This window comes from Burkholderia lata (assembly GCF_902499025.1).
Lineage (GTDB): Bacteria > Pseudomonadota > Gammaproteobacteria > Burkholderiales > Burkholderiaceae > Burkholderia > Burkholderia lata_C.
The window spans coordinates 132,762-150,172 of the sequence record NZ_CABVPW010000014.1 but is presented as its reverse complement, the minus strand read 5'-3'; the positions used below and the strand labels follow the sequence as shown (position 1 = coordinate 150,172).

The 17,411-nt window shown below is 67.6% G+C and carries 12 protein-coding genes and 1 pseudogene; 12 read left to right on the top strand and 1 reads right to left on the bottom strand.

Going from position 1 to position 17,411, the window contains the following annotated elements; all coding sequences use genetic code 11:
• The first annotated feature begins 493 nt into the window (after positions 1-493).
• Entirely contained in the window at positions 494-2,497 is a 2,004-nt protein-coding gene (gene pdeR, locus BDI24065_RS16445; protein WP_175032165.1) for a cyclic di-GMP phosphodiesterase, read from the top strand.
• 48 nt (positions 2,498-2,545) lie between these two features.
• Here the strand turns inward: pdeR and BDI24065_RS16440 are convergent, their stop codons facing one another.
• Positions 2,546-3,409 carry a crotonase/enoyl-CoA hydratase family protein gene (locus tag BDI24065_RS16440; RefSeq protein WP_175032164.1) on the bottom strand — a complete coding sequence of 288 codons (864 nt, stop codon included), beginning with the start codon at positions 3,407-3,409 and terminating at the stop codon, positions 2,546-2,548.
• Between the two features lie 582 nt (positions 3,410-3,991).
• Here BDI24065_RS16440 and BDI24065_RS16435 point away from each other — a divergent pair.
• From BDI24065_RS16435 to BDI24065_RS16385, 11 genes and pseudogenes are all read left to right on the top strand, one after another.
• Positions 3,992-4,714: a winged helix-turn-helix domain-containing protein gene (locus BDI24065_RS16435; RefSeq protein WP_175032163.1), complete on the top strand. Its 723-nt coding sequence runs from the start codon at positions 3,992-3,994 to the stop codon at positions 4,712-4,714.
• Positions 4,715-4,718: 4 nt separating this feature from the next.
• Positions 4,719-7,322 carry an ATP-binding protein gene (locus tag BDI24065_RS16430; protein WP_175032162.1) on the top strand — a complete coding sequence of 868 codons (2,604 nt, stop codon included), beginning with the start codon at positions 4,719-4,721 and terminating at the stop codon, positions 7,320-7,322.
• 157 nt (positions 7,323-7,479) lie between these two features.
• Positions 7,480-8,748, top strand: coding sequence for an ABC transporter substrate-binding protein (locus BDI24065_RS16425; RefSeq protein WP_175032161.1), 1,269 nt, complete (start codon positions 7,480-7,482; stop codon positions 8,746-8,748).
• Positions 8,749-8,816: 68 nt separating this feature from the next.
• Entirely contained in the window at positions 8,817-9,773 is a 957-nt protein-coding gene (locus BDI24065_RS16420; protein WP_175032160.1) for a carbohydrate ABC transporter permease, read from the top strand.
• A 1-nt stretch (position 9,774) separates the two neighbouring features.
• The gene (locus tag BDI24065_RS16415) at positions 9,775-10,605 is read left to right on the top strand and encodes a carbohydrate ABC transporter permease (RefSeq protein WP_175032159.1); all 831 of its coding nucleotides are present in this window, start codon (positions 9,775-9,777) and stop codon (positions 10,603-10,605) included.
• A gap of 35 nt (positions 10,606-10,640) precedes the next feature.
• Positions 10,641-11,777, top strand: a complete 1,137-nt coding sequence (locus BDI24065_RS16410) for an ABC transporter ATP-binding protein (protein WP_175032158.1) — start codon at positions 10,641-10,643, stop codon at positions 11,775-11,777.
• 91 nt (positions 11,778-11,868) lie between these two features.
• Complete coding sequence (locus BDI24065_RS16405; protein WP_174960689.1) at positions 11,869-12,678, top strand: ThuA domain-containing protein; 810 nt, start codon at positions 11,869-11,871, stop codon at positions 12,676-12,678.
• The gene (locus BDI24065_RS16400) at positions 12,675-13,835 is read left to right on the top strand and encodes a Gfo/Idh/MocA family protein (protein ID WP_175032157.1); all 1,161 of its coding nucleotides are present in this window, start codon (positions 12,675-12,677) and stop codon (positions 13,833-13,835) included. Before BDI24065_RS16405 ends, BDI24065_RS16400 begins: the two co-directional genes overlap by 4 nt.
• Positions 13,836-13,970: 135 nt before the next feature.
• On the top strand, positions 13,971-15,389 hold the full coding sequence (locus tag BDI24065_RS16395; RefSeq protein ID WP_217481820.1) for a maltoporin: 1,419 nt from the start codon (positions 13,971-13,973) through the stop codon (positions 15,387-15,389).
• Between the two features lie 5 nt (positions 15,390-15,394).
• The gene (locus tag BDI24065_RS16390) at positions 15,395-16,318 is read left to right on the top strand and encodes an aldo/keto reductase (protein ID WP_254609774.1); all 924 of its coding nucleotides are present in this window, start codon (positions 15,395-15,397) and stop codon (positions 16,316-16,318) included.
• Between the two features lie 55 nt (positions 16,319-16,373).
• Positions 16,374-17,366: pseudogene (locus BDI24065_RS16385) on the top strand (glucokinase); the annotation flags it as partial.
• Between the last annotated feature and the right edge of the window lie 45 nt (positions 17,367-17,411).

Genomic DNA, 17,411 nt, shown 5'->3' with positions numbered 1-17,411 from the left:
AACGCACGAAAGGAATCAAAATCGACAGAAAGTCGGGTCGCCGGAACGCGATCCGACCCTGTCGCCACGGTCTTGTAACAGGGCTGTCCCGGAATCCTGGAATCAGCCGCAAACGCCCGCCTGGCGGGGCGCTCAGCCCATCTCGCCGAACCCGTTGCGCACCGCCGCAACCGCGATTGAGCCGTCTGCCAATCATGAAAAATCCGGCTTGCCAATCGAGTCCCGATTCCTTGACACTCCGCTCTAAATGTGAGTGCCAATCCTGATCGTCATTTGATAAGATGGCTCTCATCATTCGTTAGGCAGCACCTGCGCGCATCATGCGCGAACGCCGGGTCGCATTAGCTGGAAACAAGTACGGGACGAGGCCCATCATCACGGCAATCACGGCCGCCCTGCCGGGCGCGCGCGACGCGCGCGGTCGGCCGGGCAGCCGCGGTCGGCCGGCTCGCTCCGTCTACACTGTGCGTTTTTTCTGGATCGGGGCGTCTCCATGGATGACGAAAACGATAGCGCGGTGCTCGAGGCGCATGTCGGTACGCGCAGCCCCTGCTGGCGTCTCGGCAGCGACAGCAATGCCCTCGAACTGGCGGCCGTCCGCGGCCTGACCAACGTCGCCGTTGCGCTGACGGGCGAACAGGCCGCGTGCATCCGCGCGCTGACCGGCGTCACGTCGCACCTCGTGCTCGACATCACGCTGTTCGGCGAACCGGTCAAGCTCCACCTCGTCGGCAGGAAGATCGACACGACCGACTGGGCCGGCACGGCTTGCGCCTATTCCGATGCCGAATCCGTCGCGGGCGATCTCTCGCACGGGCTCGCGTTCGCCGAGCAGGTCGTGTCCGAAGTGAATTCGCTCGTCGTGATCCTCGACCGCAACGGGAGGGTGCAGCGCTTCAACCGCCTGTGCGAGGAAGTGACGGGCAAGCGCGAGGTCGACGTGATCGGCCGCAGCGCGTTCGAGCTGTTCATGAGCCCGGAGCAGGGCGAGCAGTCGCGCACCAACATCACGGGCTTTTTCGCGAGCAACCACTCGTTCGCGGTCGAGCGCTACATCAACACGGTCAACGGGCCGCGCCTGTTCCAGTTCCGCAACAAGTTCGTGCAGAGCGGCAGCGGCGTCGAAGAACAGTTCCTGATCTGCTCGGGCATCGACATCACCGAGGAGCGCCGCGCGCAGCAGCGGCTCATCGAGCTCGCGAACACCGACGTGCTCACCGGGCTGCCGAACCGCCATGCGATCAGCGAGCGCATCCACGCGGCGATCGCCGCCGAGACCGCCGCGACGCGCGGGCAGGTCGGCATCCTGTTCCTCGATCTCGACAACTTCAAGCGCGTCAACGATCACTACGGGCACATCACCGGCGACCGGTTGCTGCAGGACGTGTCGAAGATCATCAGCGGCTGCCTGCCGTCCGGCGCGACGCTTGCGCGGCTCGGCGGCGACGAATTCCTCGTGCTGTTCGAGCACGGCACGCGGCCGCTGCTCGAAGCGACCGCGCAGATCATCCTCGAACGGCTGCGCACGCCGATTCATCTCGGGCTGATGGAGGTCTACACGAGCTGCTCGATCGGCATCGCGATGCATCCGCAGCACGGCGATTCGCTCGAGACGCTGATCCGCAGCGCGGATACCGCGATGTACGTCGCGAAGGAAGAGGGCAAGCATACGTACCGCGTGTTCTCGCTGGAGATGAACCAGAAGGTCGCGAAGTACATGTGGCTCGACACGAACCTGCGCAAGGCGCTCGAAGAAGAGCAGTTCGTGCTGCACTACCAGCCGGTCGTCGATATCGCGACCGGCGACGTGCACGCCGTCGAGGCGCTGATCCGCTGGCAGTCGCCCGACCGCGGGCTCGTCGCGCCGGTCGAGTTCATCCGCTTCGCCGAAGAGTCGGGCCTGATCGCGCCGCTCGGGCGCTGGGTGATGCGTACCGCGGCCGCGCAGGCCGCTGCGTGGAAGGCGAAGGGGCTCGGTATCCGGATCGCGGTGAACGTGTCCGCGCGGCAATTGCAGGACATGAACATCGTGCACCAGTTGGCGTCGATCCTCGATGCCGCGGGGCTCAAGCCCGGCCTGCTCGACATCGAGCTGACCGAAAGCTGCTTCATCGAGGACGAGGATTCAGCCAACGGGCTGATGCGGCAGTTCCGACAGCTCGGCGCGGAGATCCATCTCGACGATTTCGGCACCGGCTATTCGTCGCTGTCGCAGTTGTCACGCCTGCCGCTCGACGTGATCAAGCTCGACCGCAGCTTCATCACGGGCATCGACCGCAATCCGCGCTCGCAGGCGCTGGTGCGCTCGGTCGTGTCGCTCGCGAAGGCGCTGAATTTCGCGGTGGTTGCCGAGGGCGTCGAAACGCATGCGGAAGCCGAGTTCCTCAAGCAGCTCGACGTCGATCATGCGCAGGGCTACTACTACGCCCGCCCGATGCCGGCACAGGCGTTCGAGGCGTGGCTCGCGGAGACGAGAAAGCTCAGGCTGATCGCCTGAGCTTCGTTCACGAACGGGCGCCGCCGGCCAGCGGTGGCGCCCGTCGCATTACACCGTGCGCAGCTTCGACACGCGCCGGTTCTGCAGCATCACGAGGCGTTCCATGTACGCGAGATCCTTCGGCTCGATCGTGAACGCCGCATGCACCCACGCTTCCGTGATGTCCATCAGCTCGGAGCGCGTCAGCTGGAACACCCGCTCGCGCGCGCGCAGCATCGCGCGCACGCCGTTCAGCTTCGGCTTCATCACGTCGATGAAGGTGCGCGTCGCGAGATACGCGTCGCCCGCGTCGAACGTCTGGTCGATCAGGCCGCGATCCTCGTACCACTCGGCGGCGTGCGCTTCACCGGTCGCGATCAGTTGCTCCGCAATGCCCCGATCGGCCTTGCGCGCGACGAGCGAATAGCCGCCCATGCCCGGGAACAGGTTGAACGCGATCTCGGGAAACCCGAGCTTCACGCCCTTCTGCGCGAGCATGTAGTGATGCGCGAGCGCGGCCTCGAAACCGCCGCCGAGCGCGCTGCCCTCGACCATCGCGATCGAGATCGCCCCGGTGCCGAAGCCCGTGTAGATCTCGTACACGCCGTCGATGCAGGAACGCGCATAGGCCATCAGCAGGTCGCGCTTGCCGCTGCGGATCGCGTCGACGAAGAAGCTCAGGTCGCCGCCGACGTTGAACAGCTCGGGAACGAGCGAGCCCGTCACCCAGAAGTCGAACGGCAGGCCCGAGTCGCGTGCGACGCGTGCGAGATGGATGATGTCGGTAACAAGTTGCTGGTTGAAGCACGGCCGCGGCTCCGATCGCAGCATCATCCACATGACATTACGGCCCTCTTCGTAAAAGGCAGTCAGTTGCGTGAGTTCGCCGGCTTCGTAAAACGGGCGGCACGCGGGATGGGATTGGAGTTGCATGGTATGTCCTCGTGAGATGTGGTTTTTGAAGACCGTCGCGCCCGGTGCCGTGCGGGAGGCGAGTGACCCGCCGGGCGCCGCGCGCGAGGCATCGCCATTGTTGCGCGCGCACATTCGGCGTATCTGTGGAGTGGGTCACCGGAAAGCCGCGCGGGCCCATGCAGGACGGCGGTCGAGGACAAACGGCCGACGCGCGGGGAGCGCCCGGCCGGGCCGGTATCGCGGCGTTCCGGACGCGACGACGGAATGCGGGCATGCCGCATGACGGCAAACAGGCGAACGGCGCGGCAATGCCGCGTGCGACGCAGGCAGTCGTAACCGCGCATTGGCAATGCGGGGAGCCTTTTGCGACCGCTCGCCGTGCAGGGTATTCACGGGTGCCGACGGGTATCCGGCAAATTTTTTGCGGCGTTAGAATCGCGCGCCCGTTCATATCTGCGCGCCCCGTTCCGCATGCAGGGACGCAGATCTCCTCCGCGGCAGGCATCCGACGGAACTTGCCAGAGTCGGTCGGCTTCGGCCAACATTCGCATCCGGCACGGCCGCGCGTTCCGAGCGTGGCCGGCATGGAGGAGAACACGCATGTCAGATAAACATCGGGTCCTGGTGCTGGACGACGATCCGGAAGTGCGCGCCTGGTTGAGGGTCGTGCTGGAAGAGGCCGGGTTCGACGTATCGACCGCCGATAGCGCGGCGATGATGCAGCAGCAACTGGCCGCCGCGTCGCACGCGCTGGTCATCCTCGACCTGAAGCTGCGCGGCGAGGATGGCCTGACGGTGGCGCGCGAGCTGCGACGCCGGTCCGACGTATCGATCATCATGATCAGCGGGCTGGGCGACGAGACGGACCGCGTGCTCGGCCTCGAAACCGCGGCGGACGATTTCATCACGAAGCCGGTGTCCGGGCGCGAGCTGATCGCGCGCGTGCGCGCGCAGCTGCGCCGCACGACCGAGCTGTCGATGCCGCGTCCCGCACCGAACGGCGGCGGCCCGCGCTTCTGCTTCGACGGCTGGACGCTCGATTTCGCCGCGCGGACGCTGACGCACGGCGGCAATCCGTGCGCGCTGACGCAGGGCGAATTCGAGTTGCTCGCCGCGATGGTGCAGCAGCCGTCGCGCGTCTGGTCCCGCGACCAGTTGCTCGAACATACGCGCGGCTTCGGCATCGACGTGTACGACCGGACGATCGACGTGCTGATCCTGCGCTTGCGCCGCAAGATCGAGCCGAACCCCGAGCAGCCGACCTATATCCGCACGCAGCGCGGCATCGGCTATGTGTTCGCGGTACCCGTCGTGCGCGTGTGACGCGATGCGGACGACGTTCAGGCTGTTGCCGCCCTGGAGTGTCCGGGCCAAGCTGATCGCGACGTTCCTGCTGCTGTTCGGCATCACGCTCGCGGTCGTGGTGGTCGGCGTGCTCGGCATGCGCGCGAACCAGAACGCGCTCGACGAGTATGAAGCGAACGTCGTGCCGGAGATTGCCCGCGCGCTCGAGTTGTCGGACAAGGTCGCGCAGCTCGCCGCGGTCGCGCCGAGCATGATGCTGACCGATTCGCCGGACTTGCTTCACAACGACACCGAGCTGCTGCGCGGTCTGCTCGGCGACATCCGGCGGCTGTCGCCCGGCTTCGGCAAGCAGCCCGGCCCCGCCGCGAAGGCGGGCGAACAACTCGCGGTGATCGACGATCTCGACGCGATCGACCAGGATCTCGCCCGGCTGCTGATCGTGTCGGGCCGGCAGCGGCAGCTCAAGGAGGAGTTGAGCGACCTGCGCGTCGCGAACGACCGCATCGGCGACAGCATCGCGCGCGACAAGAGCGTGATCGCGCAGCGCGCGCCGACGCTGCTCGAGATCTGGGCACGCACGGCCGGTGCGCTGCAGGCGGCGAACGCAGCGGAGCTCGGTAGCGCGGAAAGCGACAACGAGGCGCTGTGGCTGCGCGTGCGTGAACGCGGCGAAGACCGTCGCCAGCCGGCGCTTGCCGACGCGCTGCAGCGCCTCGATGGCGGCGCGCGCAACGCGTTCGCGGTGCGCCGCGAGTTTTTGTCGAGCGAAGCGCAGACGGGCTATCTCGTCACGCTCCTGCGCGGCCACGCGGATCACCTGAGCGGCAAGTCGGCGCGCTACGTCGAGCGGTTGCGGCAGATCGCCAGCGAGCGCAGCGACAAGGTGCGCAAGGTCGCGGTCTCCAGCCAGTCGGGCCTGTTGCTGCTGGCTGTCGCGGGCGTCGCCGTGGCGCTGCTCGGCGTCGCGTATGCGAGCCGCATCCTGCACAAGCTGCAGGCGATGACGCGCGTGATGACGCGACTCGCGAAAGGGATCACGTCCGACCAGATGCCGTCGACGCATCGGCCGGACGAAATCGGCGAGCTGGCGCGTGCGTTCGAGGTGTTCCGCACCAACCTGATCGAGAAGGAGCAACTGACCCAGGGGCTCGAGTCGCAGCGCCGCCTGCAGGAGTCGGTGCTCAACTCGATGAACGACGGGGTGTCCGTCCACGACACGCACGGCAGCTTGATCGCGTGGAATCCGACCTTCGCGACGCTGCTCGGGATCGACCCGGGCGCGCTGCATGCGGGCCTGTCGCTCGCGACGCTGCGGCAGGCCATGCATCAGCCCGCGCGCTGGCGCCAGGTGTCGCGCGAGACCGCGACCCAAACGTCGGACGGCGCGCGCATCGCCGCATCGGCCGAGCTGCACCTGCGCGACCACCGGACCCTCGAATTCCACTGCCAGCCGCTTCCGGACGGTGGATGGGTGGCGGTCTGCCGCGACCTGACGAGCCGGCGCGCGGTCGAGGCGGAGTTGCGCCAGGCGCAGAAGATGGACGTGCTCGGCCAGCTGACCGGCGGCGTCGCGCACGATTTCAACAACTTCCTCGTCGCGATACTCGGCAACCTGGAGCTGCTGCTGCCGCGGCTCGACGGGCAGCAGGACGCGCAGACGATGGCCGAGCGGGCGCGCCGCGCGGCCGAACGCGCGTCGAGGCTCACGCGGCGGCTGCTCGCGTTCGCGCGGCGCCAGCCGCTGCAGGCCGAACGCGTGTCGGTCAGGGCGATGCTCGCGGAGATGCTCGATCTCGTCGAATACTCGGCGGGCCAGCGCGTGGCCGTCGTGCTGGAGCCCGCCGCCGACACGATGTGGGTGAACGTCGACCGCGGCCAGCTCGAGAACGCGATTCTCAACCTCACGCTCAACAGCGCCGCCGCGATGCCGGACGGCGGGACGCTGGCGCTGGCCGCGCGCCGCGAACCGGCGGCGGACGGTGCCGCTGCGCCGCATGCGATCGTGTTGAGTGTCACCGACACGGGCTGCGGAATCGCGCCGGTGCTGCTCGACAAGGTGATCGAGCCGTTCTTCACGACCAAGGCGGCCGGCGAGGGGAGCGGCCTCGGGCTCAGCAGCGTCTACGGCTTCGTGCGCCAGAGCGGCGGCGATCTGCGCATCCACAGCGAGGTCGGCCAGGGAACGCGTGTCGAACTGTGGCTGCCCGAGTGCGCGCCGCCCGAACGGCGCGGCGCGCCGGCCGTCGTCGCGGCCGCGCCCGTTGCCGGACGGGCCGGTGCTCGCGTGCTCGTGGTGGACGACGATCCCGAGGTGCGCGACACGGCGCTCAGCCAGTTCGCGGCGCTCGGCGCGCGGGCCGACGCGGTGGCGACCGGCGACGCGGCATTCCGCTGGCTGGCCGAGCACGGCCCCGTCACGCTCGTGCTGTCGGACATCTCGCTCGGCGCGGGCGGCAGCGGTATCGCGTTCGCCGCGCGGCTCGCCGAGCGCTGGCCGGCGCAGCGCGTGGTGCTCACCTCGGGCTTGCCGCCCGAGATTCATCAGACCCATCCCGACTGGCGCGCGGACCTGCCGTTCGTGCCGAAGCCGTTCGATCTGGCGGCACTCGCCGCGCTGCTGGCCTGACGCGCGACGGCGATTGTTTCGATTGTTAATGGCGCGCCGCGTTTCCGAAATTTTCGATTAACCGGACTGGAGTCTCATAGACCCACGGCACCCGGCGACGCGCTCGCGACACCGCGGCGCGCGATTCGAACGATTCGAAAAAAACTGGAGACACCGAATGACGAAGCTCAAGGCAGGTTTGCTGACGATGGCGCTCGCGATGACGGCCGCCACGGCCGGCGCGACGACGCTGCGGATCGCATGTGGCGCAGCCGGCGTCGACCAGGACATCTGCCAGGTCTCGGCGAAGCGCTGGGCCGAGAAGACCGGCAACGAGGTCGAGTTCATCAGCATGCCGAATAACTCGAGCGAGACGCTGGCGCTCTATCAGCAGTTGCTCGGTAGCGGTTCGGACAAGATCGACGTGATGCAGATCGATACGGTCTGGCCGGGCATCCTCGCGAATCACCTGATCGACCTGAAGCCGTACAGCAAAGGGCTCGAAAGCCAGTCGTTCCCGAGCATCGTCGCGAACGATACGGTGAACGGCAAGCTGGTCGCGATGCCGTGGTTCATCGATACGGGGCTCCTTTACTACCGCAAGGACCTGCTCGACAAGTATCGCGTGAAAGTGCCCGCAACGTGGGACGAACTCGACGCCACCGCGCGCAAGATCCAGTCGGGCGAGCGCAGCGCCGGCAACGAAAAGGTCTGGGGCTACGTGTGGCAGGGGCGCGCGTACGAAGGGCTGACCTGCGATGCGCTCGAATGGGTCAGCAGCTACAACGGCGGCACGGTGGTCGACGACCAGGGGCGCGTGACGATCGACAACCCGGGCGCGATCAAGGCGCTCGAGCAGTCGGCGAAATGGGTCGGCACGATCAGCCCGAAGGCCGTGCTGAACTACGGCGAAGAAGAGGCCCGCGGCGTGTTCCAGGCCGGCAATGCCGTGTTCATGCGCAATTGGCCCTACGCGTGGGCGATCGCGAATCGTACGGGCAGTCCGATCAAGGGCAAGGTCGGCATTGCGCCGCTGCCGAAGGGCGGCGCCGACGGCCGCCCGGCCGCCACGCTGGGCGGATGGCAGCTCGCCGTGTCGCGCTACTCGCCGAACCCGAAACTGGCCGCCGATCTCGTGATGTACCTGGCGAGCGCGGAAGTGCAGAAGATGCGTGCGATCCAGGGGTCGTACAACCCGACGCTTCCGGCGCTCTATCGGGACAAGGACATCCTGCAGGCCAATCCGTTCATGGCCGACCTGCTGCCGACCTTCAGCACGGCGGTCGCACGGCCGTCGACCGTGACCGGCGCGAAGTACAACCAGGTCAGCAACCAGTTCTGGAACGCTGCGCACGACGTGCTCGCCGGCAGCGACACCGCATCGGGTGCGCTCGCACGGCTCGCCGGCTCGCTCAAGCGGCTCGCGCCGGGCGGCAACTGGCACTGAGCGCCGCGGCGCGCACTTGATCGATCGGGCCGGCCTTTGTAGCGTGCCGGCCTGACAGGAGACATCGAATGAGAACCGGAAGCATCGAGATAGATAGTACTCCTGCATTCGTGCAGGTGCCCGCCCGGTCCCGGGCCGGGCTCGCCCACGCGCGTCGACGCCAGGCGTGGCTGCTGGTGACGCCTGCACTGCTCGCGCTGGCGGCCATCGCCGGCTGGCCGCTGCTGCGCACCGCGTGGTTCAGCCTGACCGACGCGCAGCTGTCCGACTTGTCGCAGCGTCATTTCGTCGGCCTCGACAACTATCTCGGCGCAGCGGGCGTGCTGCGCGATCCGGCCTGGTGGCAGGCGGTCGGCAATACCGTTCTGTTCGCCGTCGTGTCGGTGGTGCTCGAGACGAGCACCGGCCTCGGCGTCGCGCTGCTGCTCGACGTGCCGTCGCGGCTGCGTACGCTGCTGCGTGCGGCCGTGCTCGTGCCGTGGGCGATCCCGACCGTCGTCTCGGCGAAGATCTGGAGCTGGATGCTCAACGACCAGTTCGGGATCGTCAACGCGATGCTGATGTCGATCGGCGCGATCCATGAGCCGCTCGCGTTCACCGCCGATGCGCAGCTCGTATTCCCGACCATCGTGCTCGTCGACGTGTGGAAGACCACGCCGTTCATGGCGCTGCTGATGCTCGCCGCGCTGCAGACCGTGCCGCGCGATTGCTACGAGGCCGCGCGCGTCGACGGCGTGCCGCGCTGGCGCGTGTTTCGGTCGGTGACGCTGCCGCTTATCCTGCCCGGCGTGCTGGTCGCGATGATCTTCCGCTCGCTCGACGCGTTGCGCGTGTTCGACCTGATCTACGTGATGACGTCGAACAGCCGGATCACGAAAAGCATGTCGGTCTATGTGCGCGAACAGTTGATCGATTTCCAGCAGGTCGGGTTCGGTTCGGCGTCGGCGATGCTGCTGTTCGCCACGATCGTGCTGTTCACCATCGGCTACATGGCGGTCAGCCGCCGCCGGATGCAGGAGGCGTGACATGAAGAAGCATCCGCTCGACATCGCGATTCACGGGCTGCTGTCGGCACTCGTGCTGGTGATCGCGCTGTTCCCGTTCATCTACATGATCGGCACGTCGATCAAGCACGGCGACGCGTTGTTCGATACCTCCCTCTTCCCGGCGAGCCCGTCGCTCGACAACTATCGCCAGCTGTTTCGCGACCAGCCGTTCGGCGCGTACCTGCTGAACTCGGCGCTCGTCGCGGGCGGCGCGGTCGCGCTGTCGCTCGCGGTGTCGGTGCTCGCCGCGTATGCGCTCGGCCGCGTGTCGTTCCGCGGGCGCGGGGTGCTGATGATGTGCATTCTCGGCGTGTCGATGTTTCCGCAGGTCGCGATCCTGTCGGGCCTGTTCGAGCTGGTCCGCGCGCTCGGCCTGTACGACCACCTCGGCGCGCTGGTGCTGTCCGATCTGATCTTCACGCTGCCGTTCACGATCTGGATTCTCGTCACGTTCATGCGCGAGTTGCCGCGCGAGCTGGAGGAGGCGGCGCTGGTCGACGGCGTCGGCGTGTTCACGCTGATCTTCCGGATCTTCCTGCCGCTGCTGCGGCCGGCGCTGGCGGCGACGTCGCTGCTCGCGTTCGTGTCGGCATGGAACGAGTTCCTGTTCGCGCTGACCTTCACGATCTCGTCGGAGCAGCGCACGGTACCCGTCGCGATCACGATGATCTCGGGCGCGAGCAGCTATGAATTGCCATGGGGAACCATCATGGCGGCGTCGGTCATCGTCACGGTGCCGCTCGTGCTGCTGGTGCTGATGTTTCAGCGGCACATCGTCTCCGGCCTGACCGCCGGCGCGGTCAAGGGTTGACGCGTATCGACCCGATTAGGATCTAGAGGGAAAACATGAGTCAGATCAAGTTGAATGGCCTCCACAAGCAGTTCGGCACGGCCCCCATTCTCAGCGACGTGAATCTCACGATCGAGCCGGGCGAGTTCTGCGTATTCATCGGCCCGTCGGGCTGCGGCAAGTCGACACTGCTGCGTATCGTCGCCGGCCTCGAGGAACAAAGCGCGGGCGACGTGTGGATCGATGGCCGCTGTGTCAACACGTTCGCGCCCGCGCAGCGCGACATCGCGATGGTGTTCCAGAGCTATGCGCTCTATCCGCACATGTCCGTCTACGAAAACATGGCGTTCGGCCTGCGTCATCTCCGCTTGCCGAAGGACGAGATCGACCGGCGGGTGCGGCTCGCGTCCGAGTCGCTGCGCCTCGGCGAGCTGCTCGAACGCAAACCCGGCGCACTGTCGGGCGGCCAGCGGCAGCGCGTCGCGATCGGTCGCGCGATCGTCCGGAAGCCGAAAGTGTTCCTGTTCGACGAACCGCTGTCGAACCTCGATGCGGCGCTGCGCGTGAAGACGCGCGTCGAGATCGCGAAGCTGCACCGCAGCCTCGACAGCACCAGCATGATCTACGTGACACACGACCAGGTCGAGGCGATGACGCTCGCCGACAAGATCGTGCTGCTGCGGCCGCTCGAAGGACGCAACGGGATCCCGAGCATCGCCCAGATCGGCACGCCGCTCGATCTGTATCACCGTCCGGCGAGCCAGTTCGTCGCCGGTTTCATCGGTTCGCCCGCGATGAACTTCCTGCCGGCAAGCGTTGCGGCGGCGGGCAGTACCGAGGTTCGCGCGCTGGCACGCAACTACCCGCTCGACGCCAGCGTGTCCGGCGACGGCCTCGAGGCGGGCACCGGCGTGACGCTCGGCATCCGCCCCGAACACGTGCGGGTTGGCACCGGTGCCGTGACGGGTCAGGTCGCGCACGTCGAGCAGATGGGCGAACACACCTATCTGTATCTCGACACACCGCTGTGCGGCCAGCCGATCGTTGCGAAGACCGATGCCGGCGACGTGCGGATGGGTGACCGCCTGCGCGTCGATCTGCCGGCCGACGCGTTGCACCTGTTTCATCCGGACGGCCGCGCGGCGGCACGTACGCCGCGCGAGCCTGCCGCGCCGGCGCTCGCGGTCGCCTGAGCGGCACACGGCGAATCCAGCCACAGGTTTCAGGCGGCCACGGCGCATGGCCGCTGTCGAATTGGCGCCAACTCATCGATAAAGGATAGTCATGCTAAACAAGAAGCTTTCAGTGATCGTGTGGAACGAGTTCGAGCACGAACGGGAAAACGCGGGAGTCCGCGCGATCTACCCCGACGGCTTGCACCAGGTGATCGCCATGGCGCTCGCCGAGACGCCGGCGCTCGGACACGGCGCGTTGCCGCTCGAGATCGGCACCGCGACGCTCGACCAGCCCGAGCACGGACTCAGCGAAGCGCGGCTCGCCGCGTGCGATGTGCTGATCTGGTGGGGGCACAAGGCGCACGCGAAAGTCTCCGACGAGATCGTCGAGCGCGTGCAGCGACGCGTGCTCGAAGGGATGGGCCTGATCGTGCTGCATTCGGGGCACTTCTCGAAGATCTTCCGCCGCCTGCTCGGCACGAACTGTTCGCTGAAGTGGCGCGAAGCGGCCGAGAAGGAGCGGCTGTGGGTCGTGGAACCGTCGCATCCGATCGCGGCCGGCCTCGGCGAGTATTTCGAACTGCCGCACGAGGAGATGTACGGCGAGCGCTTCGACATCCCGCAGCCGGACAGCACCGTGTTCATCTCGTGGTTCGAGGGCGGCGAAGTGTTCCGTTCGGGCTGCTGCTGGGAACGCGGCCACGGCCGGATCTTCTATTTCCGCCCCGGGCACGAAGCCTACCCGACCTATCACGACCGAAACGTGCAGCGCGTGATCGCGAACGCGGTGCAGTGGGCCGCACCGCGCGTGACCCTCGCCGACCGTTGCCCGAATTCGCCGCCGCTCGAGACGCTCAGCGAGAAGAGCAAGCAGTTTGCGCACGTCGGCATCCAGCAAAGCGCAGGAGACCTTGCATGAACGACGATTACAAGGTCGAGCTGCCGGAAGCGGCGGCGATCGCACGCGGCCGGCGCCTGCGCGTCGGCGTGATCGGGCTCGGGATCGGCCGCAAGCATATCGAAGGCTGGCGCGAGCATCCCGATGTCGACGTGGTCGCGATTGCCGATCCCGACGAGAAGCGGCTCGCGAAGGTAGGCGACACGTTCGGCATCGACGCACGCTACGCGTCGGCCGACGCGATGCTGGCAGCCGGGAAGCTCGACATCGTCAGCGTGTGCACGCCGAACAAATTCCATCGCGAGCTGACGCTCGCCGCGTTCGACGCCGGCTGCCACGTGCTGTGCGAGAAGCCGATGGCGCTGAACGCGGACGAGGGGCGCGAGATGCTGATCGCCGCGCAGCGCGCCGGCAAGCGGCTGATGATCAATTTCTCGTACCGCTTCAGTGCTCAGTCGCGCGCGCTGAAGGCGCAGGTCGAAAGCGGTCTGTTCGGCGATTTCTATTTCGGACGGACGGTCTGGCATCGCCGCCGCGGGATGCCCGGTTTTGGTGGCTGGTTCGGCACGAAGGCGCTGGCGGGCGGCGGGCCGCTGATCGATCTCGGCGTGCATCGCCTCGATCTCGCGCTGTGGCTGATGGGCTATCCGAAGCCCGTGTGGGTGATGGGCAGCACCTACGATCCGATCGCGCGCGAACTGGCCGCCCGCGCGGGCAAGACGTTCGACGTCGAGGATCTCGCGGCCGCGCTGATCCGGTTCGACAACGGCGCGACGCTCGCGCTCGAGGCGTCATGGGCAACCAACATCCAGGAGGCGGAGCTGATGGAAACCCGCCTCCTCGGCACGCGTGCCGGGCTGCTGCAGAAGAACCTGAACGAGGGCTACACGTTCGATGCGCACGTGTTCATCGAGCAGAACGGCGCGCAATTCGACATGCGCCTGAATCCGCCCGCGGAAGGCGCGCATTCGGCGATGTACGACTACGCGGAAGCGATTCTGTGCGACGTCCCGCATCCCGCCCCCGGCGAGGAAGGGCTGATCGTGATGGAAATTCTCGACGCGATCTATGCGAGCGCGGCCGCGGGCGAGCCGATCCGCATTCATGCGCCGGGACCGGCGGCCGCCGACGTGCCGCCGGTGCTCGATCTCGACTCGCGAGCTGAAGTCGCAGGCTGAGTTCGCACGGGGCCGGCGCGCGGATCGTCCAGCGCGCCGGCCGGTCGGCAACATCGCGGACGACGCAGCACACACACCTATTCGATGACGCCGCGCATCGCACGCGGCGCACTGACAACGTTTGGAGACACGTTCATGATCGACGAAGCAGGCTGCGCCGTGCGCGGCCCCGCACGCACCCCGTTCAGGCTCACGCGGCTTGCCGCCGCGTTCTCGCTGGCCGTCGCGTCGGCCGCGCTGCATGCGGCGCCGGACCCGACGACGACGGTCGCCGCGGACAGCGCGCCGGGCGGCCTCTCGCAGGCCACCGGCGTCGTGCCGGCCGACACGAGTGCCACCAACGTGGCGACGCCGACGCCGTCGTCGGCCTGGAACCAGCTGACGCCGTGGACGCAGTTCCATGGCTATCTGCGGGCCGGCGTCGGTACGAGCGACGGCCATTCGCAGGCCTGCTTCCAGTTGCCGGGCGCACAGAGCAAATACCGGCTCGGCAACGAGTGCCAGATCTACAGCGAACTGGAGATCGACCAGACGCTGTACAAGTTTTCGAACGGCATGCAACTGTCGGCAGTCGGCATGGCGAGCCTCGTCAACGATCTCGACCGCACGCCGACCTTCGACGGCAATCACGGAAGGATTCGCCTGCCGCAGTCGTACGTGCAGCTCACGAACTTTCCGGGGCTCGACGACATGCGGATCTGGTTCGGGCGCATCTACTACCGGCGCAACGACGTTCACATGAACGACTTCTACTACTGGAACCCGAGCGGCCTCGGCGCGGGCGTCGAGAACGTGCCGATCGGCGGCGGCCTGAAACTCAGCTATGCGCTGTTCCGCGAAGACTACATCGACCAGCCCAACTACGCGACGCGCCACGACCTGCAACTGTCGGGCGTGCGCCCGAACCCCGGCGGCGAACTGCAGTTCGGGCTGTCTTACATCCCGGCCCGCGCGCCGGTGCTGAATGCGGGCGGCATGCTGCAGGACGCGCATAGCGGCTGGTCGTTCACGGTCCAGCACGTGCAGACCAACCTGCTCGGCGGCAAGAACAAGCTCGCGTTCCAGTACGGCGTCGGTCCGGGCACGGGCCTCGGCTACACGGGAACGCTGACCAACGACAACCGCTACAAGAGCCTGCGCGTGCTCGACGCGTTCGACTGGCAGGTGACGCGCGACTTCGGCGGACAGGTGGTCGGCATCTACCAGCGCGACATCGCGCCGTCGGGCGGGTCGCAGACCTGGGTATCGATGGGCGTGCGGCCGGTGTATGCGTTCACGCAGCACATCAAGCTGCAGGGCGACCTCGGACACGATCGCGTGACGCCGTCCGGCGGCCCGACGCGCACGCTGCTGAAGGCGAGCGTCGCGCTGACGCTCGCGATGGACCGCTCGTTCTGGTCGCGGCCCGAATTCCGCGTGTTCTACACGTATGCACGCTGGAACCAGGCCGCGCAGGATGCGGCGGCGCCCGGGGATCCGCTGTCGACGACGGGGATTTTCGGCACGTCGCGTACGGGTTCGACGGTCGGCGCGCAGGTCGAATGGTGGTGGTGAGCGCGATGACGGAACCTTGTACGACGATATCGATGGGGGCCGACGCCGCGCCGTTCTCGCGCATCGTGTTCGGGATGTGGCGGATCGGCGACTGGGCGTTGTCGGTCCGCGAGCGTCGTGCGCTGATCGAGGCAGCGCTGGAACTCGGCGTGACGAGCTTCGACCATGCGGACATCTACGGCGACTATACGGCCGAGGGCCTGTTTGGCGACGTGCTGGCCGATGCGCCACACCTGCGCGAACGGATGCGGATCATCACGAAGTGCGGGATCCGGCTCGTCTCCGCGCGCCGGCCCGCGCACGGGATCAAGCACTACGACACGCGGGCCGCGCATGTCATCGCGTCGGTCGAGCAGTCGTTGCGCGCGCTGCGCACCGACCGGCTCGACTTGCTGCTGCTGCATCGGCCCGATCCGCTGATGGATGCCGACGAAGTCGCGACGACCTTTGCCGCGCTCCGGCGCGACGGAAAGGTGAGCGAATTCGGGATATCGAACTTTACGGCCGCGCAGGCAGCGTTGCTGCAGGACCGGATGGCGGCGCACGGGATGTCGCTCGCGACGAACCAGGTCGAATGTTCGCTGCTGCATCTCGCGCCGCTCGACGACGGCACGTTCGACCAGGCGCAGCGCTGGCGCTGTCCGCCGATGCTGTGGTCGCCGCTCGCGGGCGGACGCCTGTTGACCGATGCATCGCCCGTCGCGACGCGCGTGCGCGCGACCGCGGCGCGGATCGGCGACGCGCATGGCGTGTCCGCGACGACGGTGCTGTTCGCGTGGCTGCTCGCGCTGCCGTGCCGGCCGCTACCGATCGTCGGGTCGGGCCGGATCGCGGCGCTGCGCGAAGCGGTCGAGGCAACCCGTATCACGCTCGGGCGCGAGCACTGGTTCGAGCTGCTGAGCGCGGCGCGCGGCGTGGAGGTGCCATGACCGTTGCGATCGACAGACGAATGACATTTCGGGAGATACGATGAGCGAAGCGACCATGAATGGCCATCCGGTTGCGCCGTGCGGCGTGCGCGCCGGCGAACCCCGCTTGCTGGCGGACATCGGCGGCACGCATGCGCGCTTCGCGCTGGAGACCGCGCTCGGCGGGATCGGCGACGTGCGCGTCTATCGATGCGGCGCCCATGCCGGTGTGGACGACGCGGTGCGCGCGTTCCTGCGCGACGCGGGGGGCGTGCGGGTGCGCGACGCGGCGATCGCGATCGCCAATCCCGTGGACGGCGACATGGTCAGCATGACTAATCATGACTGGCGCTTCTCGATCGACGCGACGCGCCGCGCGCTCGGATTCGAAACGCTACGCGTCTTCAACGACTTCGCGGCGCTGGCGATGGCCGTGCCGCATCTGTCCGCGGGACAACGGCGGCAGGTCGGCGGTGGGCACGCGGCGCCCGCGGGTACGATCGGCGTGCTCGGCGCCGGAACGGGGCTGGGCGTCTCGGCACTCGTGCGCGCGGGCGACACATGGGTGCCGTTGTCCGGCGAGGGCGGGCATGTGTCGTTTGCGCCTGCCGACGCACGCGAGGCCGACGTGCTGCACTACGCGCGGGTGCGTTGGCCGCACGTATCGTTCGAGCGGCTGGTCTCGGGCCCCGGCATCGCGGTGATTCACGCGGCGCTCGCGGCGCGCGACGGCGACGACACGCCCGAGGCCGACGCGACCGATACGGCAGCCATCATCGATCGTGCGCTCGACGGCGACGCACGCAGCGTGGCGACCCTGGAGTGCTTCTGCGGCATGCTCGGCACGTTCGCGGGCAATCTGGCTCTGACCCTCGGCGCGACCGGCGGCATTCATATCGGAGGGGGCGTCGTGCCGCGCCTCGGTGCATGGTTCGATGCGTCGCCGTTTCGTGCCCGCTTCGAGGCGAAGGGGCGCTTTGCCGGTTATCTCGCGAAGATTCCGACCTTCGTGATCACCGCACCGCATCCGGCCTTCGTCGGCGTGTCGCGCCTGCTCGCCCGCGCGTTGGGCGAGGCCGGCTGACGCGTTGCACGGGCCGCCGAGTCGTAGCGC